This window comes from Plantibacter sp. RU18 (assembly GCF_050613355.1).
In the GTDB taxonomy this organism is placed as follows: domain Bacteria; phylum Actinomycetota; class Actinomycetes; order Actinomycetales; family Microbacteriaceae; genus Plantibacter.
The window spans coordinates 4,089,677-4,109,560 of record NZ_CP159618.1; the positions used below are offsets into that span (position 1 = coordinate 4,089,677).

The window sequence follows — 19,884 nt, forward strand, 5'->3', positions numbered from 1 at the left end:
TGCCTCTGACCCGGTGGTCAAGACCACCAGCGATTGACGGTACTCCTCTTCCCTGAGGGTGGACGAATCGTGTCCTCAGTGTTGACAGACGGGAATTCCCTGACAAGTGCCCTCCAGCCCGTCTGCACGAGCCGCTGAAGATCGAATCCACGCCGCATCTGCCTGATCATGACGATCTTTGCCATCGGGCGGACACCCGAAGAGCCACGGACCCGCTGGCGGCACTGCCGCGCGCACACCGGGTCGCAGTACCCTGACAGGGTGAATCCGCGCCGCACCCTCGACCAGTCTTCGAAGCTGAAGAGCGTCCTCTACGAGATCCGCGGAAAGGCGCTCGTCGAAGCCGTCCGCCTCGAGGCCGACGGCCATCGCATCCTCAAGCTCAACACCGGCAACCCGGCCATCTTCGACTTCGAGGCTCCGCACCAGATCGTGCGCGACATGATCGCGGCGCTCCCCCACTCCCACGGATACAGCGACAGCCGGGGGATCCTCTCCGCGCGCCAAGCCGTCGCCTACCGGTACGAGGAGCTCGAGGGCTTCCCGCCCGTCGACCCCGAGCACGTGTTCCTCGGCAACGGCGTCTCCGAACTCATCACCATGACGATGCAGGCGCTCCTCGACGACGGCGACGAGGTCCTGATCCCGGCCCCCGACTACCCGTTGTGGACCGCGATGACGAGCCTCGCCGGCGGCACCGCCGTGCATTACCGCTGCGCGGAGGAGAGCGACTGGGCTCCCGACATTGAGGACATCCGCTCGAAGATCACACCGCGCACCAAGGCCATCGTCGTCATCAACCCCAACAATCCGACCGGCGCCGTCTACTCGCGCGAGGTCCTGGATCAGATCGCCGAGGTCGCACGCGAGCACGGGCTGCTGCTGCTCGCGGACGAGATCTACGACCGCATCCTCTACGAGGACGCTGTTCACATCCCCCTCGCGACGGTCGCCCCCGACCTCCTCGTCCTCACCTTCAACGGGCTGTCGAAGACGTACCGTGTCGCCGGCTACCGCTCGGGTTGGCTCGTCATCACCGGGCCTCGCGATCACGCGGCCGGGTTCCTCGAGGGCATCACGCTGCTCGCGTCCACGAGACTCTGTCCGAACGTCCCCGCGCAGCACGCCGTGCAGGCGGCGCTCTCCGGGGTGCAGTCGATCGATGCGCTCATCGCCCCGAACGGCCGGCTCCTCGAACAGCGCGACGCGACCTGGCAGGGCCTCAACTCGATCCCGGGCGTCTCCTGCACGAAGCCGATGGGTGCCCTGTATGCGTTCCCCCGGCTCGACCCTGAGGTGCATGAGATCCGCGACGACGAGAAGCTCGTCTACGACCTCCTGATGGCCGAGCACATCCTCCTCGTGCAGGGCACCGGCTTCAACTGGCCGGATCCCGACCACCTGCGCGTCGTCACCCTGCCGGAGGAGCGCGTCCTCACCGACGCCATCGAGCGACTCGGCAACTTCCTGTCCTCCTACCGACAGTAGGCGATCCCGGCGTCACCTGGGCCGATCGCTACGCCTCGATCTCGTCGACGGCCTCACGCATGCGGTCGAGGAACGAGACGATCCCTGCGGCGATCTCGGGCTCGATCCCGGCCGTCGCGCCGATCATCCGCGAGTGCATGTCGGTGAGCGTCTTGCGCACCTCTGCATCGGCGTACTCGGTCGTCTCGACGACGATGCGCCGTCGGTCCACCGGGCTCGGTCGGCGGACGACGTGTCCGGCATCCTCGAGACGATCGATCATCACCGTGACCGATGACGTCTTGATGCCGAGGTAGGCGCCGAGTTCGGTCGGGCTCACCACCCCGTGCTCCTGCTTCGCGCGGAGGAGGAACCGGAGCGCCAGCAGGTCGTTCTCGCCCATGTGCATCTGGTCGCGGGTGCGACGGCGCATCGCGGCCTCGGCCGCCCGGTAGAGGCGCATCGCCTCCAGGATGCGGCGCCCACGCTCCTGCTCGTCCTGGTCTTACCAGTAGTGCTGCGCATCCACGGCGTATGCGGTCATGGAGGACAACCCTAGTCACTCTGATAACAAGATCGTCTAGTAGATCGGCGAGCGCCCTGTCAACGTCACTGCTCCGCGCCGCTTCAGCCGCCGAAGCCCTGCTGGACCCATCCCGACACCGTCGGCAGCAGCTGCCCCACCGCCTCCGCCCCTGCGCCGATCACGGCGAACACCGGGTAGACCGAGATGATCGTCGCCGCGACGACGGCAGCGACAGCCAGGATCCAGGCGATCGGGCCGTTGCGGACCCGCAGGATGAGCGCCAGGAGGCCGGCGGTGAGCAGGCAACCCGCGATCGTCACGACGGTGATCGTCCCGATGCCGAGGTTCACGAACCAGGCTGCGCCCGCAGCGGTCCCGATGAGCGTCAGCAGTGGGACGAGCACGCCGGCCACGAGCAGCAGACACACCACGAGGCCGGTGCCGAGCGCGAACCAGACGCTGCGCGGGCGTGCGGGCCGCCGGCCGTACGACCGCTCGTGCGCGCCGAAGATCCTGTGGCTCATCGTGGACTCCTTGTGTGACCTCGTCTCCTCAATGAGACGGTCGAGAACACGCGTTCGTCACGCTTCCGGTCGATTCCGGTCCGGCTTCGGTCCGGCTTCGGGCGATCCAGCGGGTCGGAGCGTGCAAGGATTCAGCCATGAGGCAGTCGCGACGGACCACCGGCTCCCTCGTGCTCCTCAGCGTGACGATCATCGTCGCCGTGATGTACGAGCTGCTACCCGTCGGACTGCTCGGGTCGATCGCGTCCGAGTTCGAGGTGAGCGAGCAGCAGGCGGGACTCCTCGTCAGCGCGTTCAGCGTGATCGTCGTCATCGGTTCGATCCCGCTCAGCGCGATGACCGCCCGGTTCGACGCCCGGGTCACCCTCGCGGTCGTCCTCGGCATCTTCTGCCTGAGCGCGGCCGTCATGGCGGTGAGTCCGTCGCTCGACCTCGCCATCGTCGCTCGCGCACTCGGCGGTGCGGCGCACGCCGTCATCTTCACGCCCGTCTACCGGATCGCGCTGTCGCTCGTCCCGCACCGTCACTCGGTCGCGGCGACGACCGTGAGCGCCGGGAACGCACTCGCACTCGCACTCGGGGTCCCGTTCGCCACCGCCCTCGGCGTCGCCTGGGGGTGGCGGGTCCCGTTCCTCGTCATCGCGGTGACGTTCGCGGCCCTGATCGTCGCGGTGGTCCTCTTCGTCCCGTCGCACGCCGGTGCGACCGAGGAACGCTTCACGACACGGACCGTCCTCACGGCCGCGGTGGAGCCGGCACTCCTACGCGTCGCGTCGACGGTCGTCGTCATCCTGCTCGCCCAGTTCCTGACCTACACCTACGTCGAGCCGCTACTCCGCGGAGCGGGCGTCCTCGAGGAGCAGGTCGGGCCGGTGCTGCTCGGCTACGGCATCGCGAGTGTCGCGGGTCTGCTCATCGCATCGCGCACGGCGGCCAGCCGTCCTGCCGCCACCCTGCGGATCGCCGTCGGCTTCATCATCGCCGCGCTGCTGCTCGTGTCGACGATGCGCGATTCCGCGATCGGCGTGACGGTCGCCGTCATCCTCTGGGGTCTCGGTTTCGGCATGCTGCCCGTCCTCCTCCAGGTGCTCGCGCTCAAGGCATCGCACAGACTCCCCGCTGCGGCGGCTCCCGTCAGCAACACCGCGTTCAACATCGGCATCACCCTCGGTGCGATCATCGGTGGCCAGGTCATCGCCCTGCTCAGCTTCGGCGGCCTGGGCTTCGTGAGCGCGGGCATCCTCGTCGTCGTCCTCGGTGTGGCATCGGTCCCGGGTTGGCTCCCGCGCGATCGGCCGGCCCCGCTCCCGTGACCCGCATCAGTCAGTGGTGACCCGCATCAGTCGGTGGCCCTCACCAGTCGGTGGCCCGCGTCAGTCACTGGCCCTCCGCTCGCGTCACCAGTCGGAGGGTCCTGCGCTTCCAGCCTCGTACGATTCCAGGGGGTTCTCGCCGGCGGCCCACGCCGTGACGACGGGGGTCACGATGCGCCAGCACTGCTCAGCCACGTCGCCGCGGACGGAGAGCAGCGTGTTCTCCTGCAGCAGCCCCGCGAGCACCTGCGCGTAGGCATCGAGCGTCGCGGTGCCCGGGCTCGCCTCGAGGTCGATGCGGCGCAGGCCGTCGACGTCCTCGGCGCCGGTGACGATGAGGTCGAGGTTCACGTCGCCACCCTTGAGCGACATGCGCAGAACAGTGTCGGCACCGTCGGCGGGTGCGTCCAGCCCAGTCGGTGCGGTCGAACGACGGAAGTGCACCGCGACCTCGCGTCGTGGGTCACCGATGCCCTTCCCGGAGCGCAGCACGAACGGAACGCCCGCCCAGCGCGGGGTGTCGACCTGCAGGATCACCTGCGCGAGCGTCTCGGTGTCGCGCGACGCGTCCACATCCGGTTCGTCGACGTAGGACGGGAACAGGCGATCGCCGACGCGTCCCTCCGTGTAGCGGGCTCGGCGCGCCGTGGACGGATCGTCCTTCCAGAGCCGCACCGACCCGAGCACCTCGGCGATACGGTCGTGGACCTCGGCCGGTGTCACCGCGTCCGGACGTTCCATCGTCGTGAGGGCGAGCACCATCAGCAGATGGCTCTGCAGCATGTCGCGCAGCGCGCCCGTCTGGTCGTAGAACGCCGCCCGGCCCTCGATCCCGAGCTCCTCGTCGTACAGGATCTCGACCTTCTCGATCTGCTCGGCGTTCCAACCTGCCTCGAGCAGCCGGTTGCTGAACCGGAGGCCGAGCATGCCGAGGACGGTTGCGTTGCCGAGGAAGTGGTCGATGCGCCAGAGTCGGCTCTCCGGGACCACCTCGGCGAGCGCAGCGTTGAGCTCCTTCGCATCGGCGAGATCGTCTCCGAACGGCTTCTCGATGGCGATGAGCAGGTCATCCGGCAGGTCGAGCTGCGCGAGCGCCTCGGCCACCTTGCGTCCGGCCGAGGGCGGCAGGGCGATGTAGAGGATGGGCGAGCCGGTGCACGCGTCGAGCAGCGCACGGAGCTCCTCGGGATCCGAGGCATCCGTCGGGATGAACTCGGTCGTGGAGGTGAGGGCGTCGACCGTGGCGGCCGAGACACCCGCATCCTCGAGGCTGCTGCGCACCGTGGCCCGCCACTCCTCGCTCGGTTGCGGTGTGCGGGCGGCGCCGATGATCTGCAGCGTCACGTCCCTCGCGGCGTCGACCACCTGCCCGAGACCCGGGATCAGCAATCGCTTCGCCAGGTCGCCGTTCGCGCCGAGGATCGCGATGGTGCGCTTCGTCGGTTCGATCGATGCGGCATCCGGGATGCCGGGTTCGGTCGCGGCGTTCGTCTCGGTCGCGGAGTCGGGGTGGACGGTGGGATCGGACTGGTCGGTCATGCATCCATCCTCACCCCGACAGCGGGTCAGCGGGGCGGGGTTGCGCGGACGACACGGGCGCGGCAGGTGTTCACGCCGCTGCCTGCAGCACGCTCGCCGTCGTCCACATGTCCACCAGATCGCCACGACCCGCTGCGCGGAAGGCGAGCACCGCGGCCCCGATGCGACCGCCCGAGGTCCCGAGCATGGAGAGCCGGATCTCGGGAGCCGCACGCCAGACGAGCGAGTCCTGCAACGCTGCCACCACCGGTTCGACGAGCGTGGCCCCCGCACGGGAGACGCCGCCGGCGAGGACGACGACCTCGGGATCGATCAGCAGCGTGACGGACTTCAAGCCGAGCGCGAGGGCGTGCACGCCGTCCGCCCAGACACGATCCGCGATGTCGTCCTGGCCGAGTCGCGTCGAGATCGCCGCCGCGTCCATCGTGGGGTCGCCACCGAGCGCCGCGTACCTGCGCGCGAGCCCGGCGCCCGAGAGATACACCTCGAGACAGCCGCGTTGACCGCACGTGCAGTCCTCACCGTCGGGGATGGCCGGGATGTGGCCGAGTTCGCCAGCCGTGGTGACGGCTCCGACGACCGCATTGCCGCTGCTGATGATCGACGCGGCGACTCCGGTCCCGATCGCCACGAGCACCGAGTCGGCGACGCCGGCCGACGCGCCGAACAGGCTCTCGGCGAGACCGGCCGACCTGACGTCGTGGCCCACTTCGACGGGCACACCGAGCTCGGCGGAGAGGATGGGTCCGAGCGGCACGTCGGTCCAGTCCAACGTCGACGCGTACCGGACGATGCCCTGCGCCGCGTCCACCATGCCGGGCGTCACCACGCCGACACCGACGACCGTCTGCCCGGCGGACTCCGTCTGCCCGCGGAGGGTCTTCAGGAGTTCGATGATGCGCTGGATCGACTCCTCGCCCGTGCGCCCGACGCCGACGGAGCGCGAGGCGAGGGCACGACCCGTGCTGTCGATGATCGCACCCTTGAGGTTCGTTCCGCCGATGTCGACCGCGATGACGACGACATCGGACGCGAGGGACACGGGTGATGCGGCTGCGCGACCGGTCGCATCGTCGACCGCCGCACGCATCGCACGGACGATCGTCGGATCGGTGGCGAGCGTGCCGTCGCCGCGGGGCGCTGGCACCTGGGCGCGGAGGTGCACCTCCCGGGCGTCAGTTGCATCGAGGATCTGCCGGACGTTCGACGGACGCACGGAGCCCCCGACGAGGATCGACGGACGCGCGACCCCTGCCGGCGAGGGCTCAGACAACGAGGGCTCGGACAGCGAACGGCGGACGAGCTCGGCGAGCACCTCGACCCCGTCGAGCGCAGATCCAGGGCCACCCGCGGTGAGCACGCGTTCCACACCGAGCCCCGCGAGCGTGTCATAGGCGGCGAACAGGTCGGGCGTGGCGTCGAAGGCCTTGTGGAAGGTGACGGGGAGTCCGCCCGCTGCATCCGACAGCCGCCGCATCGCCGACACGTCGACTGAGCCGCCGGTGGTCAGCGCGCCGAGGACGACGCCGACGCGGAGCGTCGACCGGCGGGCGACGTCGGCGATGGCGGCGAGGTCGGCGCACATGACGTCGAGTTCGCCGTCGTCGTAGACGAAGTCACCGCCGCGCGGCCGGACGATGACCTGGACGTCCACGTCGCGGACGGCAGCCAGCACGGTACCGATCAGACCCAGACTCGGCGTGGTCCCGCCTTCGAGCAGGTCTGCGCACAGTTCGATGCGGTCGGCTCCCGCACGGTCGGCGGAGATCGCTCCCGCGAGGTCGTCGACGCAGACCTCGACGACTGTCCTCCGCTGCGGCACCGGCTCCGCGATCGGGTCGGCGACCCGAGGCGCTCCCGTGTCGTCGCTCATCGGATGTCGCCGCGCTCGCGCACCCACGATGCAGCGTCCGCACCGAGCACGATCTCACCGACGGGGACTCCGCCGCCGAGCACGGGCAGCTCGACGAGCGACCCGGCGTCGGTGATGTCGACGCCGAGCGCCGCGAGCACCTCGAGGGCGATGAGCGTCGTGGCGCGTGGGTTGCCGTCCACGATCTTCATCGCGACCGCTTCCCCGGTCGCCGCGGCCATGCCGATCACGCCCTCGGCACCACCTTTCGCGAGCACACCGGGGACGCGGGCCATCGTGTCGCTGTTCGCGTGGTGGTCGCCGCCGACGAAGAACGGGTGGGCGCGCATGGCGTCCGCGATCCGGCGTTCGGGCGTACCGTCCTGCGCGGTGACCAGCGCCCGGAAGGAGCGGGCGAGCCCCTCGACCGTCGTGCTGAACAGCGGAGCGCCGCAGCCGTCGGTCGCCGTGTGCACGACGGGGACACCGGTCGTGTGTGCGACCGTCTCCTGCACGAGCACCTGCAGCGGGTGGTCCGGCTCGAGGTACGTCGCGGTGTCCCAGCCGTTGGCGACGCAGGCCAGGAGCATCGCGGCGTGCTTGCCGGAACAGTTCATCCGGATCCGCGATCGGGTCTCCCCCGCACGGATCAGGCGTTCGCGGGTCGGTTCGTCCTCCGGCCAGTCGACGGGACAGCCGAGCGCCGACTCGTCGAGCCCGGCCCGCTCCAGGATCCGGCGCACCGCATCGACGTGCGCGTCCTCGCCGGTGTGACTTCCGGCCGCGATGGCGAGCTCCTCCCCCGACAACTCGGCTCCGGCGACGAGACAGGCGAGCGCCTGCAGCGGCTTCGTCGTCGAGCGAGGCAGCACCTGGCCGGCCCCGCTGCCCAACTCGGCGACGATGCGGCCGTCGGCGTCGAGGGCGACCAACCAGCCGAAGTGACGGCTCTCCGACACACCCGAGCGGCGGACGACGGCGAGTTCCGCGAGCGATTCGGCTGCAGAGAGCCGGTCGACGTGCGGATCGGCGACGGGGTTCTGGGGGTGCTGCAGTGCCACGGGGAGCTCCTTGTGGTGGTGGACGGTCAGTCGAGGACGGGGGTGGTGGGCACCGGTGCCGGAGCGGCCGGTCGCCGCAGGCTGCGCGCGGACGGCCGGGTGCGCAGTCGAGCGGCGACGGTCGACAGCGCACCGTTGAACACGAGGTAGACGAGCGTCACGACGAGGAAGGTCTGGATCAGCAGATGGTTGAACGACGACAGCACCTGCCCCCGGTACAGCAGTTCGGTGAACGCGACGATATAGCCGAGTGAGGTGTCCTTGACGAGGCTCACCAGCTGCGTCACGAGTGACGGTGTGACGAAGCGCAACGCCTGCGGGAGCACGATCAGCCGGCTCGTCTGGGCCTCGGACAGGCCGAGGCTGAGACCTGCCTCGCGCTGGCCACGCGGCAGACCGAGGATGCCCGCGCGGATGATCTCGGCGAAGGCCGCCGAGTTCGCGACGGTGAGCGGGATGACGAGCTTCCAGATGAGCGGGAAGTTCAATCCCAGCTGCGGCAGACCGAAGAGCATGAGGTAGATGAGGAGCAGGACGGGGATGGTCCGCGCGATCTCGATGTAGGCGGTGCACAGCCAACGGACCGGGCGCACCCTGCTGAGACGTCCGAGGGCCAGGAACAGGCCGAGGACGCCACCGAGGACGGCGACGAGTGCGGCGGCCTGGATCGTGCCCCACAGACCGACGAGGAGGTACTGCCACACCGGCCAGGACAGGAACGGAGTCCACTTGTCGGCGTCGAGTTGCCCCTTCGCACCGAACTGCACGAGGCCTGCGGTGATGAGACCGAGCAGGACGACGACCACGACGACCGACCAGATGCGGATGTTCCGCCGGGCGACGGGTCCGGGCTCGTCGTACAGCGAGACGGTCGGTCGGGCGGCGGTCCGCCTCGTCGTCAGGGAGGACTGTGCGGTTGTGGGTGAGGCGCTCATCGGACGATCGCCACCTTTCGCTCGATGCGTCCGGCACTCAGGCCGATGACGAGGGCCAGCAGCATGTAGACGAGACCGGCTGCGGTGAAGATCAGGATGGGCTGCGCCTCGACGAGGTTCAGTTTGTTGGCCGCCGAGGTGAGTTCGACGACGCCGACCGCTGCAGCGAGCGCCGTGTTCATCGTGAGTGCGATCATGACGTTGCCGATCGGTTGCACGGCGGCACGAAGCGACTGCGGGATGACCACGAGCCGGAGGGTCTGCCCGAGGGTGAACCCGAGCGCCCGACTCGCCTCGATCTGGCCGTTCCCGACGGTGTTCACCCCGCTGCGCACCGCCTCGGCGACGTATGCCGCCTCGTAGAGGGTCAGGACGACGACCGTCGTGGGCGCGAGCGGCATGATGATGCCGGCGTCCGGGAGCGCGAAGACCGCGAGGATGAGCAGCGCGAGGAGCGGGACGTTCACGAAGAACTGCACGTAGGCGAACGCCGCACCACGCAGGACGGGGAGCGGGCTGATGCGTGCGGCGGCGATGAGCGTGCCGAGGATCAGCGATCCGATGCCCGCGACGACCGCCATCGTGATCGTCGTGCCCAGTGCGGCGAGGAGCGGGCCGGCGCTGTCGATGAAGATGTCCATGTGGTCCTTCGGGCGGTCGTGGCTGGTGTCGGAGCGGGATGGCGGGTCCGGTCCCCGAGCGTGGACCGGTCCCCGAGCTTGTCGAGGGGCGGTGATGCTCCGGGGCCGACCGCCGATGCGACGGCCGACCCGGGAGCGGGTGCTCAGGAACCGGGGACGGAACCGATCTTCGGTGCGTCGGGAGTGTCCGACTCGACGGCTTCGCCGAGCGTCGCGTCCCAGACCTTGGCCCACGTGCCATCGGCCTGGATCTTCAGCAGCCAGTCGTTGATGAACTGCTTGAACTCGGTGTCGTCGTGCTTCAGACCGATGCCGTACGCCTCGGTGGTGAAGGGCTGACCGACGACCTTGATCGAGCTGTCGGAGGCGGCGTTCGACGCGAGCAGGGTGAAGTCCTGCACGTACGCGTCGCCGCGTCCTTGCTTGAGCGCCTGCATCGCCTGCGGGTCGCTCGCGAACGACACGACCGTCGCGGTCGGCTGCTCCTCGGGGACGGCCGTCACGGCTGGCGTGTTGGCGCCGACGATGACGGTCTTGCCGCCGAGGTCGTCGATGCCCGAGATGTCGTCGTTGTCGGCCTTCACCGCGACGGCGAGGCCGGACTCCAGGTACGGGCCGGCGAAGGAGACCTGCTCGGCGCGCTCCTCGGTGATCGTGTACGTGTTGAACACGACGTCGACGGTGCCGTTCTGCAGCAGTGCTTCGCGCGTCTCCGATGCGGGCGGGATGATCTCGACGTTCGGCTCGCCCAGGATGTAGATGGCGAGCAGCTTCGCGAGGTCGGCGTCGAAGCCCTCGACGGAATCGGGGTTGCTCGGGTCCTGCTGCGAGAGCAGGGGCGCGTCGAGTGCTTCGCCGACGATGAGCTTCCCACGCTCCTTGATCTTGGCCATGGTCGAGTCGGGCAGGATGTCTGCTGCTTCGGCGACGACGGCGTTCTTGTAGACGTCGGCGAGGCTCGAGCCTGCCGCACCGGTGGAGTCGGCGCCGGGGACCGCCTCGTCGCCGGAGGAGCAGGCCGAGAGGGCGAGGGTCGCGGTGAGCGCGACTGCTGCGAACGGGAGGACCCGACGGAAGGGTGACGTGGTGCTGCGCAAGGTGGTGCCTTTCTCGTGACTGGGTGACGGGTGATGCGGGTGGGTGGGGCGGATCGATTCGTGGGGCGGATCGATTCGTGGGGCGGATCTTCGACAGGAAGGCCCGAGCACGCTCGGATTCGGGGTGCGCGAAGAACGCTTCGGGTGAGTTCTGCTCGACGATGCGTCCGTCGTCCATGAAGACGACGCGATCGGCCGCACGCCGGGCGAAGCCCATCTCATGGGTGACCACGACCATCGTCATGCCGTCACGGGCGAGCGCGACCATGACGTCGAGCACCTCGGTGACCATCTCCGGATCGAGGGCGGAGGTCGGTTCGTCGAACAGCATCACCTTCGGGCGCATGGCGAGGGCTCGCGCGATGGCAGCACGCTGCTGCTGGCCTCCGGAGAGCTGAGCGGGCACGCTGTCCGCCTTGTCGGCGATGCCCACGCGGTCGAGCAGTTCGAGGCCGTGCTTCCTGGCCTCGCGCTTCGATTCCCCCCGGACGGTGATGGGTGCGAGCGTGACGTTCTCGAGGATGGTCCGGTGCGCGAAGAGGTTGAAGGACTGGAAGACCATGCCGACGTCGGCGCGCAGGTTCGCGAGTGCTCTGCCTTCCTCGGGGAGGACGGATCCGTCGATCCGGATCTCGCCGCTCGAAATGCTCTCGAGGCGGTTGATGCAGCGGCAGAGCGTCGACTTGCCGGAGCCTGACGGACCCACGACGACGACGACCTCGCCTTCGGCGATCGTGAGGTCGACGTCCTTCAGCACGTGGTGGTCGCCGAAGTACTTCTGCACGCCGGCCATGACGACCATGTCCCTGAGGGTCTCGACCGTCTGGGGGACGGCGGCGGGACCATGCGGGTGGTGCGGGATGTCGGAGGCCATCGGGTCGCCTTTCTGCTCTGCAGTACTGCTGCTCTGCAGTCCTGCTGCTCTGCAGTCCTGCTGCTCTGCTGCGACCCTGTCGGCCGCGTCGCCTTCATGGTTCGATCTGGCACCTTGATGATAGAATCAACCTAATATCCGATTGTTACACGTAAGTTTCGATGAAGTTTATGTAATAATGGAGGAAGTTGACCGCCGTGAAACACGCCGATGGGAGCACCCGATGAGTGTGCAGCAGCAGTCACACGCCCCGCAGAACATCGCGATCATCGGGCATCTGCGCTCCGGTCGAGCATCCTCCCGGGCCGCCCTCGCCAAGATCACAGGGCTGTCGGCATCGACGGTCGCGGCACGCGTCGACGACCTCCTGCAGCACGGGCACATCGTCGAGACCGGCCAGGGGATGTCGGCTGGTGGCCGCCGTCCGAGGAACCTCGAGATCCGCGGCGCTGCAGGCACGGTCGGCTGCGTCGATCTCGGCGTCGACCGCGCGTCCTTCGGCCTCGTCGATTTCGCAGGCGCCCTGGTCGCCGAGCGGCACGTCGAGCTCGACATCGCGGCGGGTCCGGAGGAGGTACTCGCGAGCGCCGTGGAGCAGCTCACCGACATGGCCCAGGCCGCCGGGCTCGGAGCGACACAGTTGCGCGGCATCTCCGTCGGCGTGCCAGGACCGGTGTCCACCACCACCTCGCGCGTGATCTCACCCTCCCGGATGCCCGGATGGAACGGCGTGTCCGTCGCCGACGTCCTCAGGCGTCACCTGCCTGTCCCCGTCATCGTCAACAACGACGCCAACCTCATGGCGGTCGGCGAACTCCTCACCGGCCACGATGCCCACGAGTTCGAGAACCAGATCTTCGTCAAGGTGGGCTCGGGGATCGGCTGCGGCATCGTGTCCGGCGGGCAACTGTATCGGGGCAGCAACGGCTGGGCCGGAGACATCAGCCATGTCTCCGTGCCCGGTGCAACCGCCGTGCCCTGCTCCTGCGGTCGCATCGGCTGCCTCGACGCGCTCGCTTCGGGCAACGCCCTCGTCGGCGAGATGCAGGCGGCAGGTCACGACGTACCGTCGACCGAGGCGATGATCTCGCTCGCTCGCGACTCCCACCCGCTCGCCACACGACTGCTGCGTTCGTCCGGCGTGATGACGGGCGGCGTCCTCGCGAGCATCGTCAACTTCTTCAACCCCGACCGCATCGTCCTCGGCGGCGTCCTCGCCGACTCCGACGTGTTCGTCGCGGGCGTCCGGTCGACGCTCTACGCGGACTGCCTGCCGATGGCGACGGAGCAGCTGACCGTCGAGGTCTGCAGGCACCAGGGCACGAGTGGCCTCCTCGGCGCCGGCCACATGATCCTCGACGAGATCTTCTCCGTCGACGGCCTCGCGCCGAGCCACTGAGCCGCTGAGCCGCTGAGCCGCTCGGTCAGTGCAGGCCTGGTCAGGCCGAGGCGCGGACCACGAGTTCCGTCGGCAGGGTGATCGCCGCCGGACGCTCGCCGTCGATCACCTGGAGGAGGAGCCGGACCATCTCCGCGCTGATGCGTTCAAACGGCTGACGCATAGTCGTCAGCGCGGGGTCGGTGCCGAGAGCGATGCTGGAGTCGTCGAAACCACCCACGGCGACGTCCTCGGGCACCCGACGACCCGCCGCCTTGAGCGCATCGATGGCACCTGCCGCCATGCGGTCGTTCGCGACGAACACCGCGTCGACCGTCGGCTCCGCCGCGAGCAACTCCCGCATCGCCGTCTCACCGCTCGCGCGGCCGTAGTCGCCGTGCCGCACCAGTCGCTCGTCGAACGCGTCGCCCAGCTCGAGCCGATACCCCTCGAGCCGGGTGACGCCACCCGGCGTGTCCAGCGGCCCTGCGATGGTCGCGACCCGGGTCCTGCCGAGTCCGCGGAGGTGCGCCACCATCTCGCGCGCTCCCTCGAGGTCGTCGGCCGCGACGTACCCGAGGCGTTTCTGGAACCCGAGTGGGATGCCGCAGGCGATCGCCGGCACCTTCGAGTCCACGATGTCGCTGATCAACCGCTGGCCGCTGTGCGCCGACACGAGCAGCACGCCGTCGACGTGACCGGCCTCGACGTACGCGAGCGCCCGCTCCTGTTCTGCGGCGCTGCCGGCCATGATGAGCACGAGCGACAGCTGCTTCTCGGCGAGCGCCTGCGCGGCGCCCGTCAGCAGCATCGAGAAGTTCGGGTCCTCGAAGAGCAGCTGGTGATCCTCGGTGAGCAGGAACGCGACCGAGCCGGTGCGGTTCGTCGCAAGGCTGCGCGCGTGCGGGTTGACCCGGTAACCGGTCTTCCGGATCGCCGCGTCGACCGCCGCCTTGGCGTCGGCACTGACCCAACGTCCGCCGTTCAACACCCGCGATACGGTGCCACGGGAGACCCCGGCCGCCTCCGCGACGTCGTCGATCGTCGGGCGCCGACGGGGCGGGACGGTGGTCATCCCGTCAGCCTAGTGCTCGCCTTGCGACCGAGACCGGGACCAGGACCGAGAGCGCTCACGCCTTCACAGCACCGGCCGCGAGGTCCACCCGCCAGAAGCGCTGCAGGATCAGGAAGATCAAGATCAGCGGGATGACGGCGAGCAACGCTCCGGTGATCACGAGCGTGTAGAGCGCCGGAGCCGAGGCACCCTGGTTGAGGAGACCGTTGAGGCCGACGGTGATCGGGAACAGTGAGTCGTCCCCGAGCATGATGTACGGCAGCATGAAGTTGTTCCAGATGGCGACGAACTGGAACAGGAAGATCGTCACGAGACCTGGAAGCATCATCGGCATCGCGATGCGGGCGAAGATCCGGAACTCGCCGGAGCCCTCGGTCCGGGCCGCCTCGATGACGTCGGTCGGTACGGCGGCCGCGGCATAGATGCGCGCCAGGTAGATGCCGTACGGGCTGATGATCTGCGGCAGCAGCACACCCCAGAAGGTGTTCGTCAGGCCGACGTTGGCCAGCAGGAAGTACTGCGGGATCGCAAGGATGACGCCCGGCACCAGCACCCCCATGAGGAGGATGCTGAAGACGGTTCGTTTCCCGGGGAAGTCGAACTTCGCGAGCACGTAGCCCGAGATCGCGGACACCCACGTCGACGCGATCGCACCGATGCCCGCGTACAGGGCCGTGTTGAGCATCCAACGCCAGAACAGGCCGTCGCGGTACTGCGTCAGCTCGACGATGTTGTCGAACAGGTGGGTGCTCGGCGCGAGGGTGAAGGTGGAGAACAGCTCGCCACCGCTCTTCGTCGCGGCCATCAGCACCCAGAAGACGGGGAACAGGCAGTAGATCGCGCCGATGATGAGGATGCCGGTGGAGATCGCGCTGGGTCGATCCGACCGCATGGTCGTGCTGCCGGCGCGCTCGCGGCGGCTGGGGCGGCGGCCCGCAGACGTGGTGGGTCGGGAGAGAAGTGTGGTCATGGTGTCAGTCCTCCTGACCGAAGGCTCGCTTCTGCACGACCCGGAGGAAGACGAAGGAGACGATGAAGGTTGCGACGGCGATGACGATCGAGGTGGCCGCCGCCGAGTAGATGTCGTCGCGGGTGAACGCGTCCCGGTAGACGAGCATGAGCGGCGACCAGCTCGTCGACAGGCTGTTGGTGAGCGGCCGGAGCGTCGTCGGCTCGGCGAAGACCTGCAGCGTCGCGACCATGGAGAACAGACCGGTCATGACGAGGGCAGGGGCGACGATCGGGATCTTGATGCGCAGCGCGATCTGCACCTCGCTCGCTCCGTCGATGCGGGCGGCCTCGTAGATCTCGCTCGGCACCGCCTTGAGCGAGGTGTAGATGACGATCATGTTGAAGCCGACGCCACCCCAGAGCGCGATGTTCGCGATGCCGAAGATGATGGTGCCGGAGGACAGGATCTCGGGGGCGTTCCAGCCGAGGGCGTCGAAGACCGCGTAGAACGGGCTCACCGCCGGCAGGTAGAGGAAGCCCCAGAGGACGGAGCTGATCACGGCGGGCACGGCGTACGGCAGGAAGATCGAGATGCGGGTGACGGACACGGCCCGCGTCCGGCGCGAGTCGAGGAGGAGCGCGAAGAGAAGCGCGAGTCCGAGCATGCACGGGATGAGGATGAGGCCGTAGAGCAGCACCCGCCCGACACTCGCCGCGAACTCCGGATCGCTGAAGGTGCCGAGGTAGTTCTCGAAACCGGCGAACGCGGTCGTCCGGCTGCCGGATCCGAGCCCGAGCCCCGAGACCTGCTTCTTCTGGAAGCTCAGGAACAGCGTGTAGACGATGGGCGCCGCCATGAACACGAGGAACAGGATGATGCCGGGGGCGAGCATCGCATACGGGATGAGCACCCGACTCTTCAGGTTCTTCCGGGACCTGGCCGGCGGTCGCTTCACTCGCGGTGCTTCTGGGGTGGGCCGGATCGTGTCCAGCGCGGATGGTGCAGCCATGCCGAGTCCTTGGGTCGATGTGCGGGAGCGGTGGGAGCCGGGCCGACTCGGGAAGCCGGCCCGGCGGGGATCACTTGACCGAGAAGCCGCTCTTCTTCAGGTCGTCGATCGTGATGGACTGCATGGCCGCGACGGCGTTGGTGAACGCCTGCGCCGTCTTCGACTCGGCCGCCTTCGCGAACTCGTCGTTGTACGCGCTGAACGCGACGTTGACGTTCGGGCCGTAGGTGAACGGCGCGACCGACTCGGAGGCCTTCGCGGCGACGTCGTAGAAGTCGCTCTGCTGGCTGAAGAAGTCCGGCGGGGTCTGCAGGGCATCGGCCGCGACCTTCGTCGCGGCCGGGTAGACGCAGGCGACGTCGGCCAGGGCGGCGACGGCCTTCGGGTCGGTGTTCAGCCAGGTCGCGAACTCGACCGCGGCGGCGGCGTGCTTCGACTGCGACGTGACCGCGGTGGACGAGCCGCCCCAGTTGCCGTTGGACGGCTTCGATGCGTCCCACTGCGGGAGCTCTGCCGCAGTCCACTTCCCTGCCGTGTCGGGTGCGTTGCCACCGAGGACACCGGGCGCCCAGACCGACGAGATCCAGCCGACTTGTGAGCCGTCGTTCAGACCGGCGTTCCACTCGGGCGTGTACATCGGCTTGTTGTCGATGGCGCCCTCCTCTACGAGTCCGCCCCAGTAGGCGGCGACCTTCTCGGTCGGGCCGGCGTCGATGTCGACACCCCAGCTGTCGCCTTCGATGGACCACCAGGACGCTTCGGCCTGCTGCGAGAGCCCGGCGAACCAGCCGGCGTCGTTCGCGGAGAATGTGCCCAGGTACTTCGTGGGGTCGGCCTGGTGCACGGCACGGGCGACGTCGGCGTACTCATCCCAGGTCGTCGGCACGCTGAGGCCGAGGCTCTGGAGGATGTCGGTGCGGTAGTAGGCCATCATCGGGCCGGAGTCCTGCGGGACCGCGTAGACCGCGTCGCCGCCGAGGGTGACGGAGTTCCAGACGCCGTCGGAGAAGTCGTCCTCGAGGCCTCCCGCGCCCTGCTCGGAGATGTCGGCGAGCGCATCGGACGCGACGAGCGTCGGGATCTTCTGGTACTCGGCCTGAATGAGGTCTGGTGCGCCGCTGCCGGCCTTGATCGCCGTGAGCAGCTTCGTGATGGCCGGGTCTCCGCCGTCCTGCTTCTGGACGACGACCTGGATGTCGGGGTGGTCCTCGTTCCACAGTTCGACGACCTGCTCGAGGTTGGGCGCCCAGGCCCAGTAGGTGAGTTTGACGGGGCCGGACTCCGTGCCGCCCGAGGATGCCGAGCATCCGGTGAGCAGTAGGGCCGTCGTGGCGACCGTGGCGATGCCGATGTGGCGAAGCGTGCTGCGCATTCGTCCTCCTTGTCGAAAGCTGGGGCGCTCTGATGCGGGACAGCGACGCTTCGACGGGGAAACGACGTTGTACCTGTGAGCGGTTACAGTTATTCACACACGTATCGTGTTGTCAACACCGAGATGCCTCCGAACGCTTGCGGCTGACTCTGTGATAGAACTGGGAGCGCACACAGTCTGGCGCTCATTCGGATCGCGCAAGGCCAACTGAGTCACAGGAGACGCAGCATGACGATCGAGCTCGACCCGCTCACCGCCCAGGCCACCTGGATCCCCGGAACGACAGGCCTCCGCTACGGGGGCGACTACAACCCCGAGCAGTGGCCTCGCGAGACCTGGCTCGAGGACATCGCCCTCATGACGAGCGCCGGCGTCGACCTCGTCAGCGTCGGTATCTTCTCGTGGGCAGTCCTCGAACCGCGAGAAGGCGAATACGACTTCACCTTCCTCGACGAGATCATCGAGCTGCTCCACGCCGCCGGCATCTCCGTCGACCTCGCGACGCCGACGACCGTCCCGCCGGCCTGGTTCTGGAAGCAGTACCCCGAGGCGCATCCCGTGACCCGAGACGGGATGCGCCTCGGTCACGGCTCCCGCGGCATCGCGAGCCCCAGCTCACCCGTCTACCGGCGTGCAGCAGCCGCGATCACCGAACAGCTCGCGGTCCGATACGGCTCACACCCCGCGGTCGTCCTCTGGCACGTGCACAACGAGTACGGCGCCCCGATCAGCGAGGACTACTCGGACGCCTCCGTGCACGCGTTCCGCGAGTGGCTCCAGCGCCGGTACGGCTCGGTCGACGCCCTGAACGCCGCTTGGGGCACCCGCTTCTGGGGCCAGGACTACGGCGAGTGGGACGAGATCGACGCACCGCGGGTCTCGGCGTCGGTCGTGAACCAGACGCAGCGACTCGACTTCGCCCGCTTCACCTCCGACGCGCTGCTCCAGTGCTACATCGCCGAGCGCGACATCATCAAGCGGTACGCCCCCGAGATCCCGGTGACCACGAACTTCATGGCCACCAACTGCCGCTCGATCGACTACTGGGCGTGGAGCCGCGAGGTGGACATCGTCGCGAACGACTACTACCTCGTCGCCGAGCGCGAGGACAACCACATTCTGCTCGCGCTCGACTCCGACCTGACCCGGTCGCTCGCCGGCGGCCGGCCATGGATCCTGATGGAGCACTCCACCTCGGCCGTGAACTGGCAGCCGCGGAACATCGCGAAGCGTGCCGGAGAGCTCGCGAGGAACAGCGCGAGCCACCTGGCGCGCGGAGCCGACGCGATCCTCTACTTCCAGTTCCGCGCCTCACGCTCCGGCGCGGAGAAGTTCCACTCGGCGATGCTCCCGCACGCCGGCACCGACAGCCGCATCTGGCGAGAGGTCGTGGCGTTCGGGCAGGATCTCGGTCGACTGGACGAACTGCTCGGATCACGCGTGCGCAGTGAGGTCGCGATCCTGTGGGACGTCGAGTCGTTCTGGGCTCAAGACCTCGAATGGCGTCCATCGGTCGAGCTCGACCACCGCGAACGCATCGAGGCCTACTACGCCGCCCTCTGGCGCGCGGGTGTCACGGTCGACTTCGTCCACCCGCACGACGACCTGAGCGGCTACCGCCTGGTCCTCGCGCCATCGCTGTACCTGGCCGATCGCGAGACCTCGGAGAACCTCACACGCTACGTCGCAGACGGCGGGAGCTTCGTCGTGTCGTACTTCTCAGGCGTCGTCGACGAACACGACGCCGTCTGGGAGGGTGGCGCACCCGGGGCGTTCCGGGAGGTGCTCGGCATCTCGGTGCCCGAGTTCCTGCCGCTCCACGAGCAGGAGAGGGTGCAGCTGGACGGCGGTCGGACGGGCAGCAGCTGGAGCGACGACATCGTCCTCGAAGGCGCCGAGACCGTCACCTCCTACCTCACGGGCCCAGCAGCAGGACAGCCGGCGGTGACCCGCAACCGCTTCGGGGCGGGCGCCGCCTGGTACGTGTCGACGAAGCTCGACGAGGCCGGGCTCTCGGAGCTGCTGTCCGGAGCGCTCGACCATGCCGGAGTCGAGCTGCAGCCGGTGCCGCCGGTCGGCCTCGAGGTCGTCACCCGCCGGGGCGACGGGGTCTCGTTCACGATCGCGATCAACCATGCGGACACCGATGCCGTGCTTGCCAGCCCGGGCACGGTCGAGCTCCTCACGGGCGAGTCGGTCGACGGTCTCGTCGTCGTCCCGGCCGGAGGCGTCCGGGTGATCCGCTCGTCCTGACCTCACGGAGGACCCC

The 19,884-nt window shown here is 68.6% G+C and carries 16 protein-coding genes and 1 pseudogene; 4 read left to right on the forward strand and 13 right to left on the reverse strand.

Going from position 1 to position 19,884, the window contains the following annotated elements:
- The first annotated feature begins 261 nt into the window (after window positions 1-261).
- The gene (locus ABMA10_RS19470) at window positions 262-1,488 is read left to right on the forward strand and encodes a pyridoxal phosphate-dependent aminotransferase (RefSeq protein ID WP_347867706.1); all 1,227 of its coding nucleotides are present in this window, start codon (window positions 262-264) and stop codon (window positions 1,486-1,488) included.
- A gap of 28 nt (window positions 1,489-1,516) precedes the next feature.
- Here the strand turns inward: ABMA10_RS19470 and ABMA10_RS19475 are convergent, their stop codons facing one another.
- Together ABMA10_RS19475 and ABMA10_RS19480 are read right to left on the reverse strand one after the other, a co-directional pair.
- Window positions 1,517-1,930, reverse strand: a complete 414-nt coding sequence (locus tag ABMA10_RS19475) for a MarR family winged helix-turn-helix transcriptional regulator (protein ID WP_431030876.1) — start codon at window positions 1,928-1,930, stop codon at window positions 1,517-1,519.
- Window positions 1,931-2,094: 164 nt separating this feature from the next.
- Window positions 2,095-2,517 carry a hypothetical protein gene (locus ABMA10_RS19480; RefSeq protein ID WP_347867708.1) on the reverse strand — a complete coding sequence of 141 codons (423 nt, stop codon included), beginning with the start codon at window positions 2,515-2,517 and terminating at the stop codon, window positions 2,095-2,097.
- 137 nt (window positions 2,518-2,654) lie between these two features.
- Here ABMA10_RS19480 and ABMA10_RS19485 point away from each other — a divergent pair, with 137 nt between their 5' ends.
- Window positions 2,655-3,830, forward strand: a complete 1,176-nt coding sequence (locus ABMA10_RS19485) for an MFS transporter (RefSeq protein WP_347867709.1) — start codon at window positions 2,655-2,657, stop codon at window positions 3,828-3,830.
- A gap of 84 nt (window positions 3,831-3,914) precedes the next feature.
- Here the strand turns inward: ABMA10_RS19485 and ABMA10_RS19490 are convergent, their stop codons facing one another.
- The 7 genes and pseudogenes from ABMA10_RS19490 to ABMA10_RS19520 form a co-directional block, all read right to left on the reverse strand.
- Window positions 3,915-5,369 carry a glucose-6-phosphate dehydrogenase gene (locus ABMA10_RS19490; protein WP_347867710.1) on the reverse strand — a complete coding sequence of 485 codons (1,455 nt, stop codon included), beginning with the start codon at window positions 5,367-5,369 and terminating at the stop codon, window positions 3,915-3,917.
- Window positions 5,370-5,439: 70 nt separating this feature from the next.
- Window positions 5,440-7,242, reverse strand: coding sequence for a copper homeostasis protein CutC (locus ABMA10_RS19495; RefSeq protein WP_431030877.1), 1,803 nt, complete (start codon window positions 7,240-7,242; stop codon window positions 5,440-5,442).
- Window positions 7,239-8,282, reverse strand: a complete 1,044-nt coding sequence (locus ABMA10_RS19500; RefSeq protein ID WP_347867712.1) for an asparaginase — start codon at window positions 8,280-8,282, stop codon at window positions 7,239-7,241. The genes ABMA10_RS19495 and ABMA10_RS19500 overlap by 4 nt, the downstream gene beginning before the upstream one ends.
- Before the next feature lie 26 nt (window positions 8,283-8,308).
- On the reverse strand, window positions 8,309-9,217 hold the full coding sequence (locus tag ABMA10_RS19505) for an amino acid ABC transporter permease (protein WP_347867713.1): 909 nt from the start codon (window positions 9,215-9,217) through the stop codon (window positions 8,309-8,311).
- Window positions 9,214-9,858, reverse strand: a complete 645-nt coding sequence (locus ABMA10_RS19510) for an amino acid ABC transporter permease (RefSeq protein ID WP_347867714.1) — start codon at window positions 9,856-9,858, stop codon at window positions 9,214-9,216. Before ABMA10_RS19510 ends, ABMA10_RS19505 begins: the two co-directional genes overlap by 4 nt.
- A 143-nt stretch (window positions 9,859-10,001) precedes the next feature.
- Window positions 10,002-10,955 carry a glutamate ABC transporter substrate-binding protein gene (locus ABMA10_RS19515; RefSeq protein WP_347867715.1) on the reverse strand — a complete coding sequence of 318 codons (954 nt, stop codon included), beginning with the start codon at window positions 10,953-10,955 and terminating at the stop codon, window positions 10,002-10,004.
- A gap of 85 nt (window positions 10,956-11,040) precedes the next feature.
- Window positions 11,041-11,757 (reverse strand): annotated as a pseudogene (locus ABMA10_RS19520) (amino acid ABC transporter ATP-binding protein); the annotation flags it as partial.
- A 295-nt stretch (window positions 11,758-12,052) separates the two neighbouring features.
- Here ABMA10_RS19520 and ABMA10_RS19525 point away from each other — a divergent pair.
- Window positions 12,053-13,228, forward strand: a complete 1,176-nt coding sequence (locus tag ABMA10_RS19525; RefSeq protein ID WP_347867716.1) for an ROK family transcriptional regulator — start codon at window positions 12,053-12,055, stop codon at window positions 13,226-13,228.
- 40 nt (window positions 13,229-13,268) lie between these two features.
- On the opposite strand, the gene ABMA10_RS19530 is transcribed toward ABMA10_RS19525, so the two are convergent.
- From ABMA10_RS19530 to ABMA10_RS19545, 4 genes are all read right to left on the reverse strand, one after another.
- On the reverse strand, window positions 13,269-14,282 hold the full coding sequence (locus ABMA10_RS19530) for a LacI family DNA-binding transcriptional regulator (protein WP_347867717.1): 1,014 nt from the start codon (window positions 14,280-14,282) through the stop codon (window positions 13,269-13,271).
- Between the two features lie 55 nt (window positions 14,283-14,337).
- Window positions 14,338-15,252: a carbohydrate ABC transporter permease gene (locus tag ABMA10_RS19535; protein ID WP_414693644.1), complete on the reverse strand. Its 915-nt coding sequence runs from the start codon at window positions 15,250-15,252 to the stop codon at window positions 14,338-14,340.
- A 4-nt stretch (window positions 15,253-15,256) separates the two neighbouring features.
- On the reverse strand, window positions 15,257-16,243 hold the full coding sequence (locus ABMA10_RS19540) for a carbohydrate ABC transporter permease (protein ID WP_414693645.1): 987 nt from the start codon (window positions 16,241-16,243) through the stop codon (window positions 15,257-15,259).
- A gap of 70 nt (window positions 16,244-16,313) precedes the next feature.
- Window positions 16,314-17,615, reverse strand: a complete 1,302-nt coding sequence (locus ABMA10_RS19545) for an ABC transporter substrate-binding protein (RefSeq protein WP_347867718.1) — start codon at window positions 17,613-17,615, stop codon at window positions 16,314-16,316.
- 228 nt (window positions 17,616-17,843) lie between these two features.
- On the opposite strand from ABMA10_RS19545, the gene ABMA10_RS19550 reads away from it, so the two are divergent.
- Window positions 17,844-19,868, forward strand: a complete 2,025-nt coding sequence (locus ABMA10_RS19550; protein ID WP_347867719.1) for a beta-galactosidase — start codon at window positions 17,844-17,846, stop codon at window positions 19,866-19,868.
- The last annotated feature ends 16 nt before the right edge of the window (window positions 19,869-19,884 follow it).